Source organism: Streptomyces sp. NPDC049879 (assembly GCF_044461265.1).
Classification (GTDB): domain Bacteria; phylum Actinomycetota; class Actinomycetes; order Streptomycetales; family Streptomycetaceae; genus Streptomyces.
The window spans coordinates 234,410-250,563 of record NZ_JBITKT010000009.1 but is presented as its reverse complement, the minus strand read 5'-3'; the positions used below and the strand labels follow the sequence as shown (position 1 = coordinate 250,563).

The 16,154-nt window shown below is 73.4% G+C and carries 12 protein-coding genes and 1 pseudogene; 4 read left to right on the top strand and 9 right to left on the bottom strand.

Translation table 11 applies throughout. The annotated features are described in order from the left end of the window. Positions 1–43 precede the first annotated feature (43 nt). Together ACIBPC_RS27670 and ACIBPC_RS27665 are read right to left on the bottom strand one after the other, a co-directional pair. Complete coding sequence (locus ACIBPC_RS27670) at positions 44–1,912, bottom strand: protein kinase (protein ID WP_398848374.1); 1,869 nt, start codon at positions 1,910–1,912, stop codon at positions 44–46. A 122-nt stretch (positions 1,913–2,034) separates the two neighbouring features. After that, positions 2,035–3,741: a glycerol-3-phosphate dehydrogenase/oxidase gene (locus ACIBPC_RS27665; RefSeq protein ID WP_362961523.1), complete on the bottom strand. Its 1,707-nt coding sequence runs from the start codon at positions 3,739–3,741 to the stop codon at positions 2,035–2,037. 190 nt (positions 3,742–3,931) lie between these two features. Between ACIBPC_RS27665 and ACIBPC_RS27660 the strand changes: the two genes are divergently transcribed. Then, complete coding sequence (locus ACIBPC_RS27660) at positions 3,932–5,158, top strand: nucleotide sugar dehydrogenase (RefSeq protein ID WP_362961521.1); 1,227 nt, start codon at positions 3,932–3,934, stop codon at positions 5,156–5,158. A 64-nt stretch (positions 5,159–5,222) separates the two neighbouring features. Here the strand turns inward: ACIBPC_RS27660 and ACIBPC_RS27655 are convergent, their stop codons facing one another. The 4 genes from ACIBPC_RS27655 to ACIBPC_RS27640 form a co-directional block, all read right to left on the bottom strand. Next, entirely contained in the window at positions 5,223–6,338 is a 1,116-nt protein-coding gene (locus ACIBPC_RS27655; protein WP_362961519.1) for a GuaB3 family IMP dehydrogenase-related protein, read from the bottom strand. Between the two features lie 62 nt (positions 6,339–6,400). Further along, the gene (guaB, locus tag ACIBPC_RS27650) at positions 6,401–7,906 is read right to left on the bottom strand and encodes an IMP dehydrogenase (protein WP_362961517.1); all 1,506 of its coding nucleotides are present in this window, start codon (positions 7,904–7,906) and stop codon (positions 6,401–6,403) included. Positions 7,907–8,003: 97 nt separating this feature from the next. Continuing rightward, positions 8,004–8,579 (bottom strand): RNA polymerase sigma factor ShbA, encoded by a 576-nt coding sequence (shbA, locus tag ACIBPC_RS27645; RefSeq protein ID WP_362961515.1) that lies wholly within the window; start codon positions 8,577–8,579, stop codon positions 8,004–8,006. 246 nt (positions 8,580–8,825) lie between these two features. After that, positions 8,826–9,437, bottom strand: a complete 612-nt coding sequence (locus tag ACIBPC_RS27640) for a response regulator transcription factor (RefSeq protein ID WP_019431595.1) — start codon at positions 9,435–9,437, stop codon at positions 8,826–8,828. 334 nt (positions 9,438–9,771) lie between these two features. On the opposite strand from ACIBPC_RS27640, the pseudogene ACIBPC_RS27635 reads away from it, so the two are divergent. Together ACIBPC_RS27635 and ACIBPC_RS27630 are read left to right on the top strand one after the other, a co-directional pair. Further along, a pseudogene (locus ACIBPC_RS27635) lies at positions 9,772–10,089 on the top strand (WhiB family transcriptional regulator); the annotation flags it as partial. A gap of 192 nt (positions 10,090–10,281) precedes the next feature. Beyond that, positions 10,282–11,076 (top strand): SDR family oxidoreductase, encoded by a 795-nt coding sequence (locus ACIBPC_RS27630; protein WP_362961512.1) that lies wholly within the window; start codon positions 10,282–10,284, stop codon positions 11,074–11,076. An 89-nt stretch (positions 11,077–11,165) separates the two neighbouring features. Here ACIBPC_RS27630 and groL read toward each other — a convergent pair whose 3' ends face one another. From groL to ACIBPC_RS27615, 3 genes are all read right to left on the bottom strand, one after another. After that, positions 11,166–12,788 (bottom strand): chaperonin GroEL, encoded by a 1,623-nt coding sequence (groL, locus tag ACIBPC_RS27625; RefSeq protein WP_362961510.1) that lies wholly within the window; start codon positions 12,786–12,788, stop codon positions 11,166–11,168. 232 nt (positions 12,789–13,020) lie between these two features. Beyond that, the gene (gene groES / locus ACIBPC_RS27620) at positions 13,021–13,329 is read right to left on the bottom strand and encodes a co-chaperone GroES (RefSeq protein WP_362961585.1); all 309 of its coding nucleotides are present in this window, start codon (positions 13,327–13,329) and stop codon (positions 13,021–13,023) included. Positions 13,330–13,584: 255 nt separating this feature from the next. Further along, positions 13,585–14,625, bottom strand: a complete 1,041-nt coding sequence (locus ACIBPC_RS27615; protein WP_398848369.1) for a polysaccharide deacetylase family protein — start codon at positions 14,623–14,625, stop codon at positions 13,585–13,587. A 64-nt stretch (positions 14,626–14,689) separates the two neighbouring features. Between ACIBPC_RS27615 and ACIBPC_RS27610 the strand changes: the two genes are divergently transcribed. Beyond that, positions 14,690–15,937, top strand: a complete 1,248-nt coding sequence (locus ACIBPC_RS27610; protein WP_398848366.1) for a methyltransferase — start codon at positions 14,690–14,692, stop codon at positions 15,935–15,937. Positions 15,938–16,154 lie beyond the last annotated feature (217 nt).

Sequence of the window (16,154 nt, the reverse complement as noted above, 5' to 3'; positions counted from 1 at the left end):
GCTACGGTCCGTCAACTCCCGTTACATTTCAGTCGTATACCGCTCAATCGAGGGGCTCGAACGTCTCGAAAGCGGTCTCGCGCAGCGCGCGGCAGTCGTCGCCGTCCCACGCGTCGGCCGCGCAGGTGATCATGACCGCGTAGCCCCGCTCGTCGTCCACGCGGAAGCCGCGGTCCAGGACGCGCACCGGCTGCCCGCCGTCCCTCCGCGTGAACTCCCAGTCGGCGACGGTCGGGTAGTCCCGCCACTCGACGGTCTCGATGCCGATCAGGTCGTAGTCGTCGCTGCCGCCGCTCACGGCGGGTTCGAGATCACGCCACGCCTGTGCCGCGTCGTCGCCCGGCTCCGGGTTGAAGTCCACCTGGAGCCTCGCGGGCCCGTCGGAAGGCCCGTACACGGCGCCCGAGTTCTGGCCCGCTGTCCGCAGGAACTCCCAGCCCTCGGGCATGGCTATCCGGAAGTTGAAGTCCTCGTTCTCCACCTGCGTGAAGCCGTCCGGCAGGCCGGGCAGCCCGGTGTCCGGGTCGTTCTCCGGGGCGGTGCCCGGCGGGTCGTCCCGGCCGTCCTCCTCGCCGCCGTCGGCCTCGTCCGCCTGGCCGTTCCCCGCGTCCTCCCCGGCGCCCTCCTCCGGGGAGTCCCCCGCCGAGTCGTCCGTGGGCTCCTCGGAGGCGGTCGCCGGGTCCTCCTCGGCGGGCGCGCCGGTGGTGGCGCCGGTCTCCCCGCCCGCGTTGTCGTCGCCGCCGCCGAGGGACGCGGCGAGCGCCGCGCCGATGACGGCCAGCACGACCACGACCACGGCGGCGATGATCAGCGTCCGCCGTCTGGCCGCCGCGTCCGGCGCGGCAGCGGCGGCGGGCAGCGGCACCCCGGGCGCGGGCGGCGTGGCCGGCTCGCGCGAACGGCGCACCGGCGGCGGCGTGCGCCCCTCGGCGGCGGCGCCCGCCCCGGCCGCGCCCATGCCGACGACCAGCGTCGGGTCCGACGCGTCCCGCGGCTCCGCCTCGGCCGTCAGCGCCTTGTCCAGCAGCGCCCGCGCCTCGGGCCCGGTGAGCCGGGCCGCCGGGTCCTTGACCAGCAGGCCGGTGATGGCCTCGGTGAGCGGCCCCGAGTGCCGGGGCGGGCGTATGGGGTTGTGCATCACGGCGGCGAGCGTGGCGATGGCGCCGCCCTCGTCGTACGGCGGGCGGCCCTCGACGCAGCAGTACAGCAGGGCGCCCAGCGACCACATGTCGGCGGGCGGCCCGGGCGTCTCGCCCTTGGCACGCTCCGGCGAGATGTAGGAGGGGGCGCCGACGAGCATGCCCGTGGAGGTGACGGACGGGTCGCCCTCGACCTTGGCGATGCCGAAGTCGGTCAGGACGACGCGGCCGTCCTCCTCGGCGACCAGCACGTTCGACGGCTTCACGTCCCGGTGCAGGATCCCGGCGGCGTGCGCGGCGCGCAGCACGTCCAGGATGGCCAGGCCGATGCGGGCGGCGTCCTTCGGCTCCATCGGGCCGTCCTGGCGGATGATGTCGGCCAGCGAGCGGCCCTCGATCAGCTCCATGACGAGCCAGGGCCGGTCGCCCTCGTCCACCACGTCGTAGATCGTCACGACGCCCCGGGCACGGATGGCGGCGATCGCCTTGGCCTCCCGCAGCGTGCGGGTGACCATCAGGCGGCGCTCCGCGTCCTCCACCCCGGCGGCCAGCCGCAGTTCCTTGACGGCGACATGACGGCCCAGCACCTCGTCGGTGGCGTGCCAGACGGTGCCCATGCCGCCGCGGCCGACGACGTCGCCGAGCCGGTAACGCCCGTTCAGCAGGCGGCCGTCACCCCCGGCCTTCGCCCCGCCGCCGGACGCGTCCCCGCGGGGCGCTGCGCCCCGCGACGGCTCGTCCCGTGCCTCGTTGTCCCCGCTGCCTTGGCCCATTGCGTCGCGTCCCCTCCGGCTTCCCCGGACATTGTGACCCATCACGCCGACAGCCGGGCCGCCGGGCGGCTCGGCACCGGTGAAGACCCGTCAGCGCGGTCCCGCCGCGCCCGCCCGGCGGCTCACAGCGGCGCGGTGTCCGGCGCACCGAGGCGGGCCGCGTCCGCCGTGCGGTCGTCGGGTTGCAGCTGTGACTCGCGCTCGGCCTCGACGCGCTTCTCGTAGTTCTCGACCTCGCGCTCGACCTGCTGCGGCGTCCAGCCCAGCACCCCGGCCATCAGCTCGGCGACCGTACGGGCGCTGCGCGTGCCCCGGTCGAACGTCTCGATCGAGATGCGCGTGCGCCGCGTCAGGACGTCCTCCACGTGCCGCGCGCCCTCGTGCGAGCAGGCGTAGACGACCTCGGCCTTCAGGTAGTCGTCGGCGGCGGGCAGCGGCTCGCCGAGCGCCGGATCGGCGGCGACCAGCTCCAGCACCTCCTCGGCCATCGACCCGTACCGGTGCAGCAGGTGCTCGACGCGCGCCTCGTGCAGCCCGGCGCGGGCGGCGATGCGCGCGCGGGCGTTCCACAGCGCGTGGTAGCCCTCGGCGCCGGCGAGCCGCACCTCGTCCGTGCAGCAGGCGGCGACCCGGCGGTCGAGGCCGTGCACCGCCGCGTCCACCGCGTCCTTCGCCATGACGCGGTACGTCGTGTACTTGCCGCCCGCCACGACGACCAGGCCCGGCACGGGATGCGCCACCGTGTGCTCGCGCGACAGCTTGCTCGTCGCGTCCGACTCGCCCGCCAGCAGCGGGCGAAGCCCGGCGTACACGCCCTCGACGTCGTCGCGCGTCAGCGGCACGGCCAGCACGGAGTTGACGTGTTCCAGCAGGTAGTCGATGTCGGCGCTGGACGCGGCCGGGTGCGCCTTGTCGAGGTCCCAGGCCGTGTCGGTCGTGCCGACGATCCAGTGCCTGCCCCACGGGATGACGAACAGGACGCTCTTCTCCGTCCGCAGGATCAGCCCCGTGGAGGAGTGGATGCGGTCCTTCGGCACGACGAGGTGGATGCCCTTGGACGCCCGCACGTGGAACTGCCCGCGCTCGGCGATCATGCCCTGCGTGTCGTCCGTCCACACGCCCGTGGCGTTGACGACCTGCCGGGCGCGGATCTCGTACGTACCGTCGAGTTCGGTGTCCGTGACCCGCACGCCCACCACGCGCTCGCCCTCGCGCAGGAACTCGGTGACCCGCGCGCGGTTCGCGACATGCGCCCCGTATCCGGCGGCGGTGCGCACGAGCGTCGCGACGTACCGAGCGTCGTCCACCTGCGCGTCGTAGTACTGGAGCGCGCCGACCAGCGCGTCCTTCTTCAGCGCGGGCGCGACGCGCAGCGCCCGGCCGCGCGACAGGTGCCGGTGCGGCGGCAGGCCGCGCCCGTGCCCCGACGACAGCGACATGGCGTCGTACAGCGCCACGCCCGAGCCCGCGTACAGCCGCTCCCAGCCGCGGTGGCGCAGCGGGTAGAGGAAGGGGACGGGCCGTACGAGGTGGGGGGCGATGCGGCTGAGCAGCAGTCCCCGTTCCTTCAGCGCCTCCCGGACCAGCCCGAAGTCGAGCATCTCCAGGTAGCGCAGCCCGCCGTGGATCAGCTTGCTGGAACGGCTCGACGTGCCCGACGCCCAGTCACGCGCCTCCACGAGACCCGTGGACAGGCCACGCGTCACGGCGTCGAGCGCGGTGCCGGCGCCGACGACACCGCCGCCCACCACCAGTACGTCCAGCTCGCCCTCGGCCATGCGGGCGAGCGCCGCGGCCCGTTGTTCGGGGCCCAGTGCGGCAGTCCTCACAGATGCCTCCCTGTTCGTCCCGCCCCTGCGGGCGGTCGTACGTCGGCGTAGGTCAGCCCTTGTTCATGGTCTCCCATATCGCCCGGATCGGCGCGCCACAGCCCGCCGCCCGGGGTCAATCATCCTGAACTGTCATATATGCCCCTAAGCTGACTTGACGTGCATCGGGGGAGAAGGGAGCCCGCCGCGAATGCCCGCCGATCTCGCCGTTCTCTGCCCCGGGCAGCTGGGCCTTCCGGCCGCCCAAGCCGCCACCGCCGCCGGCATCGCCACCGTCGGCTTCACCTCCGATCCCCGGACCGCCGCCCTGCTCAACGCGGGCCGCCCGCCGGGCGACGGCGCCCTCGCCGCCGCCGACCTGCGGCGGATGCTGGCCGCCGGATTCCGTGCCACCAGCGACCCCGCCGCCCTCGGCCGCGTCCGTACGGCCCTGATCTGTGCCCCTACCCCACCCGGCGCGGGACACGCGCCCGACCTCACCGCCCTGCGCGCCGCCGCCACCGCGCTCGCCGCCCGGCTGCGCCCGCGCACGCTCGTCGTCCTGGAGTCGGCCGTCTCCCCCGGCACCACCGAGGAGGTCCTGCGCCCGCTCCTCGAAACGGGCTCCGGGCTGCGCGCCGGGCGCGACTTCCACCTCGCGCACGCCCCCGCCCGCCAGGACCCCGGCGTCAGGGGAGCCGCCGCCCCGCGCGTCATCGGCGGCCTCACCCCCGCCTGCACCGAGGCAGCCGCCGCCTTCTACGGCCGCTTCACCGACAAGGTCGTCCGGGCCAGGGGCGTCGCCGAGGCCGAGGCCGTCAAGCTGCTGGAGACCAACTACCGGCACGTCAACATCGCGCTGGTCAACGAGATGGCGGTCCTCTGCCACGACCTCGGCATCGACCTGTGGGACGTCGTGCGCTGCGCCGAGACCAAGCCGTTCGGCTTCCACGCCTTCCGCCCGGGGCCCGGCGTCGGCGGCCACACCATGCCCGTCGTCCCGCCGGGCCGCAGCCTGCCGATGGTGGAGCTGGCGCGGCAGACGAACGCCCGCATGCCGCGCTACGTCACCCGCCGCGCCGCCGCCCTCCTCAACGAACACGGCAAGTCCGTGCGCGGCGCCCGCGTCCTCCTGCTCGGCGTCACCTACCGGCCCGACCTGCCCGACGAGCAGGGCGCCCCCGCCCGGGAGATCGCCGGGCGGCTGCTGGCGCTCGGGGCGCAGCTCACGTACCACGACCCGTTCGTCGGCGAGTGGGACGTGCAGGGCGGCCGGGTGCCGCGCGCCGACTCGCTGTACGAGGCCGCGGCGGGCGCCGACCTGACGCTGCTGCTCCAGCACCACAGCACGTACGACCTCCAGGGCCTCGCCGCCAAGGCGCAGCTGCTGCTCGACACGCGCGGCGCGACCCCGGCGGGCGCCGCCCACCGCCTCTGACCCGCACGCACAACGGCCCGGCACCCCGTCGGGGCGCCGGGCCGCGGACAGCTCGGGAACGGGCTCAGCGGGAGCGGGCGACCGTCACCTCGACGCGCTGGAACTCCTTCAGCTCCGAGTAGCCCGTCGTCGCCATCGCCCGCCGCAGGGCGCCGAAGAAGTTCATCGACCCGTCCGGCGTGTGCGAGGGACCGGTGAGGATCTCCGTCGTCGTGCCGACCGTGCCGAGGTGCACCTTCTTGCCGCGCGGCACGTCCTCGTGCACCGCCTCCATGCCCCAGTGGTGCCCGCGCCCGGGGGCGTCGGTCGCACGGGCCAGCGGGGAGCCGATCATCACGGCGTCCGCGCCGCAGGCGATGGCCTTCGGCAGGTCGCCCGACCAGCCGACGCCGCCGTCCGCGATGACGTGCACGTACCGGCCGCCGGACTCGTCCATGTAGTCACGCCTGGCCGCCGCGACGTCCGCGACCGCCGTGGCCATCGGCACCTGGATGCCCAGGACGTTGCGCGTCGTGTGCGCCGCGCCGCCGCCGAAGCCGACGAGCACACCCGCCGCGCCGGTCCGCATCAGGTGCAGCGCCGCCGTGTACGTGGCGCAGCCGCCGACGATCACCGGCACGTCCAGCTCGTAGATGAACTGCTTGAGGTTCAGCGGCTCGGCGGCGCCCGACACGTGCTCGGCCGACACGGTGGTGCCGCGGATCACGAAGATGTCCACGCCCGCGTCCAGCACGGCCTTGGAGAACTGCGCCGTCCGCTGCGGCGACAGCGCGGCGGCCGTCACGACGCCCGACTCGCGCACCTCGCGGATGCGGCGGAAGATCAGCTCCTCCTGGATCGGCGCCGCGTAGATCTCCTGCATGCGCCGCCCGGCGGTCGCCTCCGGCAGCTCCGCGATCTCCGCGAGCAGCGGCGCGGGGTCCTCGTAACGGGTCCACAGCCCTTCGAGGTTCAGCACGCCGAGGCCGCCCTGCTGGCCGATCGCGATGGCCGTCGCCGGGGAGACGACCGAGTCCATCGGCGCGGCCAGGAACGGCAGCTCGAAGCGGTAGGCGTCGATCTGCCAGGCGATCGAGACCTCCTTCGGGTCGCGCGTGCGGCGGCTCGGCACCACGGCGATGTCGTCGAAGGCGTACGCCCGCCGTCCGCGCTTGCCGCGCCCGATCTCGATCTCAGTCACGTCCAGTGCCTTTCCTCACGCGGTGCCCCTCCTCACGACGGGCGGCACCAAGTATCCCCGGCTCAGCGCCCGGAGTAGTTGGGGGCCTCCGCCGTCATCTGGATGTCGTGCGGGTGGCTCTCCTTGAGACCGGCCGAGGTGATGCGGACGAAGCGGCCGTTCTCCTGGATCTCCGGGACGGTCCTGCTGCCCAGGTAGTACATCGACTGGTGCAGGCCGCCGATCAGCTGGTGCACGACCGAGGCGAGCGGGCCGCGGTAGGGCACCTGGCCCTCGATGCCCTCGGGGATCAGCTTGTCGTCGTCGCCGATCTCGTCCTGGAAGTAGCGGTCCTTGGAGTACGAGCGGCGCTCGCCGCGCGACTGCATCGCGCCCAGCGACCCCATGCCCCGGTAGGACTTCCACTGCTTGCCGTTGATGAACTTCAGCTCGCCGGGCGACTCCTCGCAGCCCGCCAGCAGGCTGCCGAGCATCACGGTGTCGGCGCCGGCCGCGATGGCCTTGGCGATGTCGCCGCTGTACTGGAGGCCGCCGTCGCCGATCACCGGGATACCGGCGGCGCGGGCCGCCTGCGACGCCTCGTAGATCGCCGTGACCTGCGGCACGCCGACACCGGCGACGACGCGGGTCGTGCAGATCGAGCCGGGGCCGACGCCGACCTTGATGCCGTCCACGCCCGCGTCCACCAGCGTCCGCGCGCCGTCGCGCGTCGCGACGTTGCCCGCGATGACGTCGACCCGGTCGAAGTTCGACTTGATCTTGGCGGCCATCTCCGGGACGAGGCGCGAGTGGCCGTGCGCGGTGTCCACGACGAGGAAGTCCACCCCGGCCTCGACCAGCGCGGAGGCGCGGTCGTACGCGTCGCCCGCCACGCCGACCGCGGCGCCGACGACGAGGCGGCCCTCGGCGTCCTTGGCGGCGTTCGGGTACTTCTCGGCCTTGACGAAGTCCTTGACGGTGATGAGGCCCTTGATCCGGTTCTCGTCGTCCACCAGCGGGAGCTTCTCGATCTTGTGCCGCCGCAGCAGCTCGGCCGCCTCCTCGCCGGAGATCCCGACCCGGCCGGTGACCAGCGGCATCGGCGTCATGACCTCGCGGACCTGCCGGTCGCGGTCCGACTCGAAGGCCATGTCGCGGTTGGTGACGATGCCGAGCAGCCGCCCCGCCGCGTCCGTCACGGGGACGCCGCTGATGCGGTACCTGCCGCACAGCTCGTCCGCCTCGCGCAGCGTGGCGTCCGGGCGGATGGTGATGGGGTCGGTGACCATGCCGGACTCGGACCGCTTCACGCGGTCCACCTGCGCGGCCTGCTCCTCGATCGACAGGTTGCGGTGCAGCACGCCCGCGCCGCCCTGCCTGGCCATGGCGATGGCCATCCGCGCCTCGGTGACGCGGTCCATCGCGGCGGAGAGCAGCGGCACGTTCACCCGGACGTTGCGCGAGATGCGCGAGGAGGTGTCGATCTCGTGCGGTGCCAGATCGGCGGCGCCCGGCAGCAGCAGCACGTCGTCGAACGTCAGTCCGAGCGTCGCGAACTTCTCCGGTACCTCACCCGCGTAGTCAGTCATGACTGCCTTTCCCGCATATCTCCGCGCTGCCCGCTGCGTCACTCCCTCCGGGCCCGTCGGGCCGGGGTTTCCATGCTACGGCCATGCCGGTGATGGTTCAGCGCCCGGCGAGAGCCCGCAGCCTGCTCAGCGCGCGGTGCTGCGCGACCCGTACGGCGCCGGGGGACATGCCCAGCTTCTCGCCCGTCTCCTCGGCCGTCAGGCCGATGGCGACGCGCAGCATGACCAGCTCGCGCAGGTGGTCGGGGAGGTTCGCCAGGAGGCGGCGGGCCCACTCGGCGTCGCTGCTCTGCAGGGCGCGCTCCTCGGGGCCGAGGGAGTCGTCGGGCCGCTCGGGCATCTCGTCGGAGGGGACGGCCGTGCTGCCGGGGCGGCGGAGCGCGGCCCGCTGGAGGTCGGCGACCTTGTGGTGGGCGATGGCGACGACGAAGGCGTCGAACGGGCGCCCGGTGTCGCGGTAGCGCGGCAGCGCGCACAGGACCGCGAGGCAGACCTCCTGCGCGAGGTCGTCCACGAAGTGACGAGCCTCACCGGGGAGGCGGGCCAGGCGCGTACGGCAGTAGCGCACCGCGAGGGGGTGCACGTGGGCCAGCAGGTCGTGGGTGGCCTGGGGGTCGCCCTCGGCCGCACGATGGACGAGGGTGCCGATCCCCGTCACCTCGTCGTCGCGCATCGGTCCATGGTGCACCGTCGCCGCGCGGTCCGTGTCACCGCGGGCTGAGTTGTGCATCGAAGCGTTATGTGCGGGAGCGCTCAGAGTCATGTTCCGGGCCCTCCCCTCGCGCCTGGCCGGCTCGTCCCCAAGGAGCGTCATGCATTCAAGCATGCGTCAACCGCGGATGTTTTGAGTCGCCTCCTCACCGGACGGGGGGTGACGGCCGCCGCCGCGCTCCCCGTCCGGTCGCGTCCCCGGTGCCCGTCAGCGGACCAGACCCCACCGGAATCCCAGCGCCACGGCGTGCGCGCGGTCCGATGCGCCGAGCTTCTTGAACAGGCGGCGGGCGTGCGTCTTGACCGTGTCCTCCGACAGGAACAGCTCACGGCCGATCTCCGCGTTCGAACGGCCGTGGCTCATGCCTTCGAGCACCTGGATCTCGCGGGCGGTCAGTGTGGGGGCCGCGCCCATGTCCGACGAGCGCAGCCGGCGCGGGGCGAGCCGCCAGGTGGGGTCGGCCAGGGCCTGCGTGACCGTGGCGCGCAGCTCCGCGCGGGACGCGTCCTTGTGCAGGTACCCGCGGGCACCGGCGGCGACGGCGAGCGCCACGCCGTCGAGGTCCTCCGCGACCGTGAGCATGATGATGCGCGCCCCCGGGTCGGCGGACAGCAGCCGCCTGACGGTCTCGACACCGCCGAGGCCGGGCATACGGACGTCCATGAGGATCAGGTCGGAACGGTCGGCACCCCAGCGGCGGAGGACTTCCTCGCCGTTGGCCGCCGTCGTGACCCGCTCGACGCCGGGCACGGTCGCGACCGCGCGGCGCAGCGCCTCCCGGGCGAGGGGGGAGTCGTCGCAGACGAGGACGGAAGTCATGGCCGCCCTCCGCAGCTGATGCGCATCACCTTGTGCCTCCAGGCAGTTATGTGTCGTCACCTGTGCGATTGACGGGGCTTGAGCACCGCTGTCAACCGCCTCCGCCCTCTCAACGACGGTCACCCGAAAGAGTTACGGTCGCCAACCACAGAGTGAGAGCACTCTACGTGAGCATCCGGCCACGGCAGTGCCGCGATTTGCTCAACACGCCGAACATTCATTTTTGCCCTTTTTAGACCTTGTTGCCCATCTTTGGGCGTCTACGGCTATATTCAGCGGGTAGTCATATTTACATCTACTTCCGCGGTACCGAAGACGATGGGACACCTGTGTCATGGCAGATTTCTCCCGCCTTCCCGGCCCGAACGCCGACCTGTGGGACTGGCAGCTCCTCGCTGCCTGCCGGGGCGTGGACAGCTCGCTGTTCTTCCACCCCGAGGGCGAACGCGGCGCGGCACGCAGCTCGCGGGAGGAGGCGGCGAAGGAAGTGTGCATGCGCTGCCCCGTGCGCTCCGAGTGCGCCACGCACGCCCTCTCCGTCCGCGAGCCGTACGGCGTGTGGGGCGGCCTGACCGAGGACGAGCGCGAGGAACTGCTCGGCCGCGCGCGCCGCAGCGACCTGGTGCACTCCGGCGGCGCGGCACGCGGCGGGGCGCACGACCCGGCGCACGGCGCGTCATCCGGAGCGGTCAACACGGCGGACGACGGCGGCGCCCGCGTCCGCCCCTCATCCGGGTCCGCCTGGGACGACCCGGCCGGCTCCGGCGGCTTCGGCGACCTGGAGGACGAACCTCTCTGACCGGCGCCGGTGGGCCCGGCGGACGGGGACCACTACCGTCCCCCTATGACAACTGCATTGGTGACGGGCGCCACCACCGGGATCGGCGCGGCCTTCGCGCGCAGGCTGGCGCGTGACCGGCACGACCTCGTGCTGGTGGCCAGGGACAGGGACGCGCTGCGCCGCCAGGCCGCCGAGCTGCACGACCGGCACGGCGTCGAGGCGGACGTCCTGCGCGCCGACCTGTCCACGGACGAGGGCATCGCGGACGTCGAGGCGCGGCTCGCCGACCCGGCGCGGCCGGTCGGTCTGCTGGTCAACAACGCGGGCTTCGGCCTGCGGGGCGCCTACCTGAAGGCGCCGGTGGCGGACGAGCTGCGGATGCTGAAGGTGCACTGCGAGGCGGTGCTGCGGCTGACGACGGCCGCGGCCGGGCCGATGCGGGAGCGCGGGCGCGGCGGCGTGGTGAACGTGGCGTCGGTCGCGGCGTTCCTGCCGCGCGGGACGTACGGGGCGTCGAAGGCGTGGGTGGTGCAGTTCACGGAGGGCGCGGCGCGCGACCTGGCGGGCGGCGGCGTGCGGATGATGGCGCTGTGCCCCGGCTTCGTGCGGACCGAGTTCCACCGGCGCGCGGAGATGCGGACGGACAACATCCCCGGCTGGATGTGGCTGGACGCGGACCGCGTGGTCGACGCCGCGCTGCGGGACCTGGCGCGCGGGCGGACCGTGTGCATCCCGGACGCGCGCTACCGCGCGCTGCTCGGCGCCGCGCGCCTGATGCCGCGCGGGGCGCTCGGCGGCATCTCGTCGCGCGCCGGGCGGCGCTTCGGCCCGCGGCGGGGCGGTGACGCGACGGCCTGAGCCCGTTCGTCAGCGGTCGCGGGAACGGCGGGACCCCGCCGCGCGGTGTGCGCGGCGGGGTCCTGTGCCGTTCGGCGGTGCGGCGCGGGTCAGTGCGAGTGACCGTGGCCGTGACCGGCGGCCTCGGGCTCCTCTTCCTTCTTCTCCACCACGAGGGTCTCGGTGGTGAGCAGCAGGGAGGCGATCGAGGCGGCGTTCTGCAACGCGGAGCGGGTCACCTTGACCGGGTCGATGACGCCGTCCTTGACCAGGTCGCCGTAGGTGCCGGTGGCGGCGTTGTAGCCCTCGCCCTTGTCCAGCTCGGCGACCTTGGAGGTGATGACGTAGCCCTCGAGGCCCGCGTTCTCCGCGATCCAGCGCAGCGGCTCGACGGCGGCGCGGCGGACGATGGCGACGCCGGTCGCCTCGTCACCGGTGCGGCCGAGGCCACCGTCGAGGACCTTCGCGGAGTGCACGAGGGAGGCGCCGCCACCGGGGACGATGCCCTCCTCGACCGCCGCGCGGGTCGCCGAGATGGCGTCCTCCAGACGGTGCTTCTTCTCCTTCAGCTCCACCTCGGTGGCGGCGCCGACGCGGATGACGCACACGCCGCCGGCCAGCTTGGCGAGGCGCTCCTGGAGCTTCTCGCGGTCCCAGTCGGAGTCCGTGTTCTCGATCTCGGCGCGGATCTGGGCGACCCGGCCCTCGATGTCGGCGCGCTCGCCGGCACCGTCGACGATCGTGGTGTCGTCCTTGGTGATGGTCACGCGGCGCGCGGTGCCGAGGACGTCGAGACCGACCTGGTCGAGCTTGAGGCCGACCTCCTCGGAGATGACGGTGCCGCCGGTGAGGGTGGCCATGTCGCCGAGCATCGCCTTGCGGCGGTCGCCGAAGCCGGGGGCCTTGACGGCGACCGAGTTGAAGGTGCCGCGGATCTTGTTGACGACCAGGGTGGACAGCGCCTCGCCGTCCACGTCCTCGGCGATGATCAGCAGCGGGCGGGACGCGCCGGACTGCATGATCTTCTCCAGCAGCGGCAGGAGGTCCTGGATGGAGGAGATCTTGCCCTGGTGGATCAGGATGTACGGGTCGTCGAGGACGGCCTCCATGCGCTCCTGGTCGGTCACCATGTAGTGCGACAGGTAGCCCTTGTCGAAGGCCATGCCCTCGGTGAAGTCCAGGTCGAGACCGAAGGTCTGGGACTCCTCGACGGTGATCACGCCGTCCTTGCCGACCTTGTCCATCGCCTCGGCGATCAGCTCGCCGACCCGCTTGTCCTGGGCGGACAGGGCGGCGACCGCGGCGATGTCCTCCTTGGAGTCGATCGGGCGGGCGCTGGCCTTCAGGTCCTCGGCGACGGCGGCGACGGCCGCGTCGATGCCGCGCTTGAGGCCGGAGGGCGAGGCGCCGGCGGCGACGTTGCGCAGGCCCTCGCGGACCAGCGCCTGGGCCAGGACGGTCGCGGTGGTGGTGCCGTCACCCGCGATGTCGTTGGTCTTGGTCGCCACCTCCTTGACGAGCTGGGCGCCCAGGTTCTCGTAGGCGTCCTCGACCTCGACCTCGCGGGCGATGGTCACACCGTCGTTGGTGATGGTGGGCGCGCCGAACTTCTTGTCGATGACGACGTTGCGGCCCTTGGGGCCGATGGTCACCTTGACGGCGTCGGCGAGCGCGTTGACGCCGCGCTCGAGGGCGCGCCGCGCGTCCTCGTCGAACTTCAGGATCTTCGCCATGGCTGTGGGTGTCCCCTTGTGCGTGATCTCTCGGACTGCTGGAGGACCCGTGGTGCCGCGCGGGTGCGTCGGGCCACGGGGTCGGCCGGCCGTTCAGGTGGTGGACGGGCCGGTGTCACCGGTCCTGTCCGCCGCCTGAGCGGCCGGCGGACGCGTCCGTGCCCCGGGCCCGGTCAGCCGAACGGTGTCGGCGCGGGTACCGGGGCACGGTCCGGCGTCGCGTGCGATGCCGTTACTTCTCGATGATCGCGAGGACGTCGCGAGCCGAGAGGACGAGGTAGTCCTCGTTGTTGTACTTGACCTCGGTGCCGCCGTACTTGCTGTACAGCACCACGTCGCCGACCTTCACGTCGAGCGGCAGACGGTTGCCGTCCTCGAAGCGGCCGGGGCCCACGGCAAGGACGGTGCCCTCCTGGGGCTTCTCCTTGGCGGTGTCAGGAATGACCAGGCCCGAGGCCGTGGTCTGCTCGGCGTCGAGCGGCTGGACCACGATGCGGTCCTCGAGCGGCTTGATGGCAACCTTGCTGGCGGTCGTCACGATCCGACCTCCCCCTTCGGAGATCCGGGGCTTCTATGGCTGGATGGCGACCTGGTGGACCCGTCGTCGCGGGTGCCGAGTCCGCCCGTCGCGCGTAGCTGGCACTCTCATGGTGTGAGTGCCAGAGTTGAGACTAGGCGGCGGTTAGCACTCAGTCAACCAGAGTGCCAATGCCGCCGGTCGCGAGCCTAACGGACGGGGCGGCGCGCGCGGCCGTTCCCGCGGCCCCGGCGGGTCCCGGCGCCCGCGCCGCACGGGTCACACGTAGTCCTCCAGCCGGGCGATGGCGAATCCCTGTTCGCTCACGGCGTCAAGGAGGCGGCGCAGCATGTCCGTCATGCTGCCGTCCCACTCGCGTTCGCCGCGGAAGTGGGTGAGGACGATGTCGCCCGGGTGGAAGCGGCGGTCGGCGCGGCCGTAGTCGATGCGGTCGGGGAACACCTCCTCCGCCCAGAGCGGGACGACTTCGATGCCGCAGTCGGCGGCGGCGCGGAGGGTGTCGCGGTTGTAGGCGCCGTAGGGCGGGCGGAAGAGGGTGGGGCGTTCGTCCAGTTCGCGGGTGAGGTTCGCCTGCTGGCCGCAGATCTCGGCGCGCTGCTCGGCGTAGGTGAGGCGGGTCATCTCGCGGTGGTTGATGGTGTGGTTGTGGCTGTGGTGGCCGTCTTCGAGGGCGTCGCGGAAGAAGCCGTAGTCCTCGCGGGCGACCTCGTCGGAGAGGAAGCCGCTGACGGGGAGGTCCAGTTCGCGGAGCATGCGGAGGAGTTCCGGGTCCTTGTCGGCGCCGTCGTCGATGGTGAGGAAGACCACCTTCTGGTCGGTGGGGACGCGGACGATCACCGGGGGGAGCCCTTCGCCGGTGAGGTGTCCCGGTTCGGGGGCGAGGCGGGGCGGGGTGGCCGGGGGTTCGGGGGCGCGGAGGGGGACCTTGCGCAGCCCCCACGTCTTGGCGGCGGCGACGCGGCGGGTCTCGGCGCGTTCGAGCTTCTCGGCGTACGCCTCCAGCGCGTGGGCGGCGGTGCGCGCCTGGTCGCGCTGCGGGGCGCCCAGGGCGAGTGCCGTGACGCGCTCGGCGGCGCCTGGCCCGGGGGCGCTGTCGGTGGTGGCGTCCATGCCGTACGCCTGGTCCTGCCCGTGGTCCTGGCGGGCGGGGTCGTGGGCGAGGAGGCGGACGGGAAGTCCCGAGCAAGCGACGGCGAGTATCGTCGCGCCGCCGATGGCCAGGGAGCGGCGGACCCTGACCGGGGCCCGCCGTCCCGTATACCGCTTATCATTTTGTCCTACTTGTCCGATAATCCCCATGGTTCGGGATGGTGCCACCGGCGGCGGGCCGGTCCCCGAACGCCGTTCCGGCGGAGCGGGGAGAATGACCCGTGTGGCCGCACCCTCACCCCCCGCCGACCCCGCCGACCCCATCGCTTTCCGCGCGCTGCTGACCGGAACGGGCCGGGACCTGCTCGCGCAGCTGCGCGACCTGGACCCCGCCGACGAGCTGGCGGTGGCGACCCGGCTGCGGCGCGACCACCCGCCCGCGCTGGTGTCCGCCGCCATCGGGCAGGCGCGGCTGCGGCAGCGTGCGGCGGCCAAGTTCGGCGCGGACGCGGGGCGGATGTTCTTCACGCCGGACGGCGTGGAGCAGGCGACGCGGGCGCCGGTCGCCGCCTGGCGGGCGGCGCGCTTCGCGGCGCTCGGGGTGCGGCGGGTCGCCGATCTGGGGTGCGGGATCGGGGGTGACGCCATCGCGCTGGCGCGTGCCGGGATCTCGGTGGTGGCGGTGGACCGCGACCCGTTGACCTGCGCGGTCGCGGAGGCCAACGTGGCGGCGCTGGGGCTGGCCGACCTGATCGAGGTGCGGCGGGGCGACGTGGCGGAGGCGCTGGACGGCGGTGTGCTGGCGCGATGTGACGGGCTGTTCGCCGATCCGGCGCGGCGCGGGGGGCGCGGCCGGGTGTTCGACCCGGAGGCGTACTCGCCGCCGCTGTCCTGGGCCGTCGCCGCCGCACGGCGGGTGCCGTTCGCGGCGCTGAAGACGGCGCCGGGCATCCCGCACGAGGCGGTGCCGCCCGGTGCGGTGGCGGAGTGGGTCTCGCACCGGGGCGAGGTGAAGGAGGCCGTGCTGTGGTTCGGGCACGACGGCCTGCCGCCGCGTACGGCCACGCTGCTGCCGGGCGGCGACGTGCTCGGCGGCGACGGCACCCGGCAGGCACCGGACGGCCCGCCGCGCCGCTACCTGTACGAGCCGGACGGCGCCGTGATCCGCGCGCACCTCGTCGCGGAGGCGGCGGAACGGCTCGGCGGGCACCTGCTGGACCCGTCGATCGCCTACATCACGGCGGACGGGCTGCGCCCCGAAGACCCGTTCACCAGCGCGTACGAGATCACGGACGTGCTGCCGTTCAACGTCAAGCGGCTGCGGGCGCTGCTGCGGGAGCGCGGCGTGGGGACGGTGACGGTGAAGAAGCGCGGGTCGGCGCTGACGCCGGAGGAACTGCTGCGGCGGCTGAAGCCGCAGGGCCCTGGCAGCGCGACGGTCTTCCTGACGAAGGTGGCGGGCGACGCAACCATGCTCATCGGCCACCCGTTCCCCCCTCCGGGGTCGGGAGGGGCGGCCTGAGGCGCGGCTCTCCCCCCGTCACGGACGCCGTCGGCACCGCGCGGGACGACGGCTACAGCCCCGGTGCCGCCCCGGCTCGACGCCACCGTTCACGACGAGCAGCGGCACCCGGTCCAGCCGCCGAGCCCTGAGAGGAGCCGAAGAGCGGCTGGCCCGACGGACGGGAACCGCGCCCAGCCCACAGTACGCCCGGCCCACGGCGCCCAGGGCCCCCACA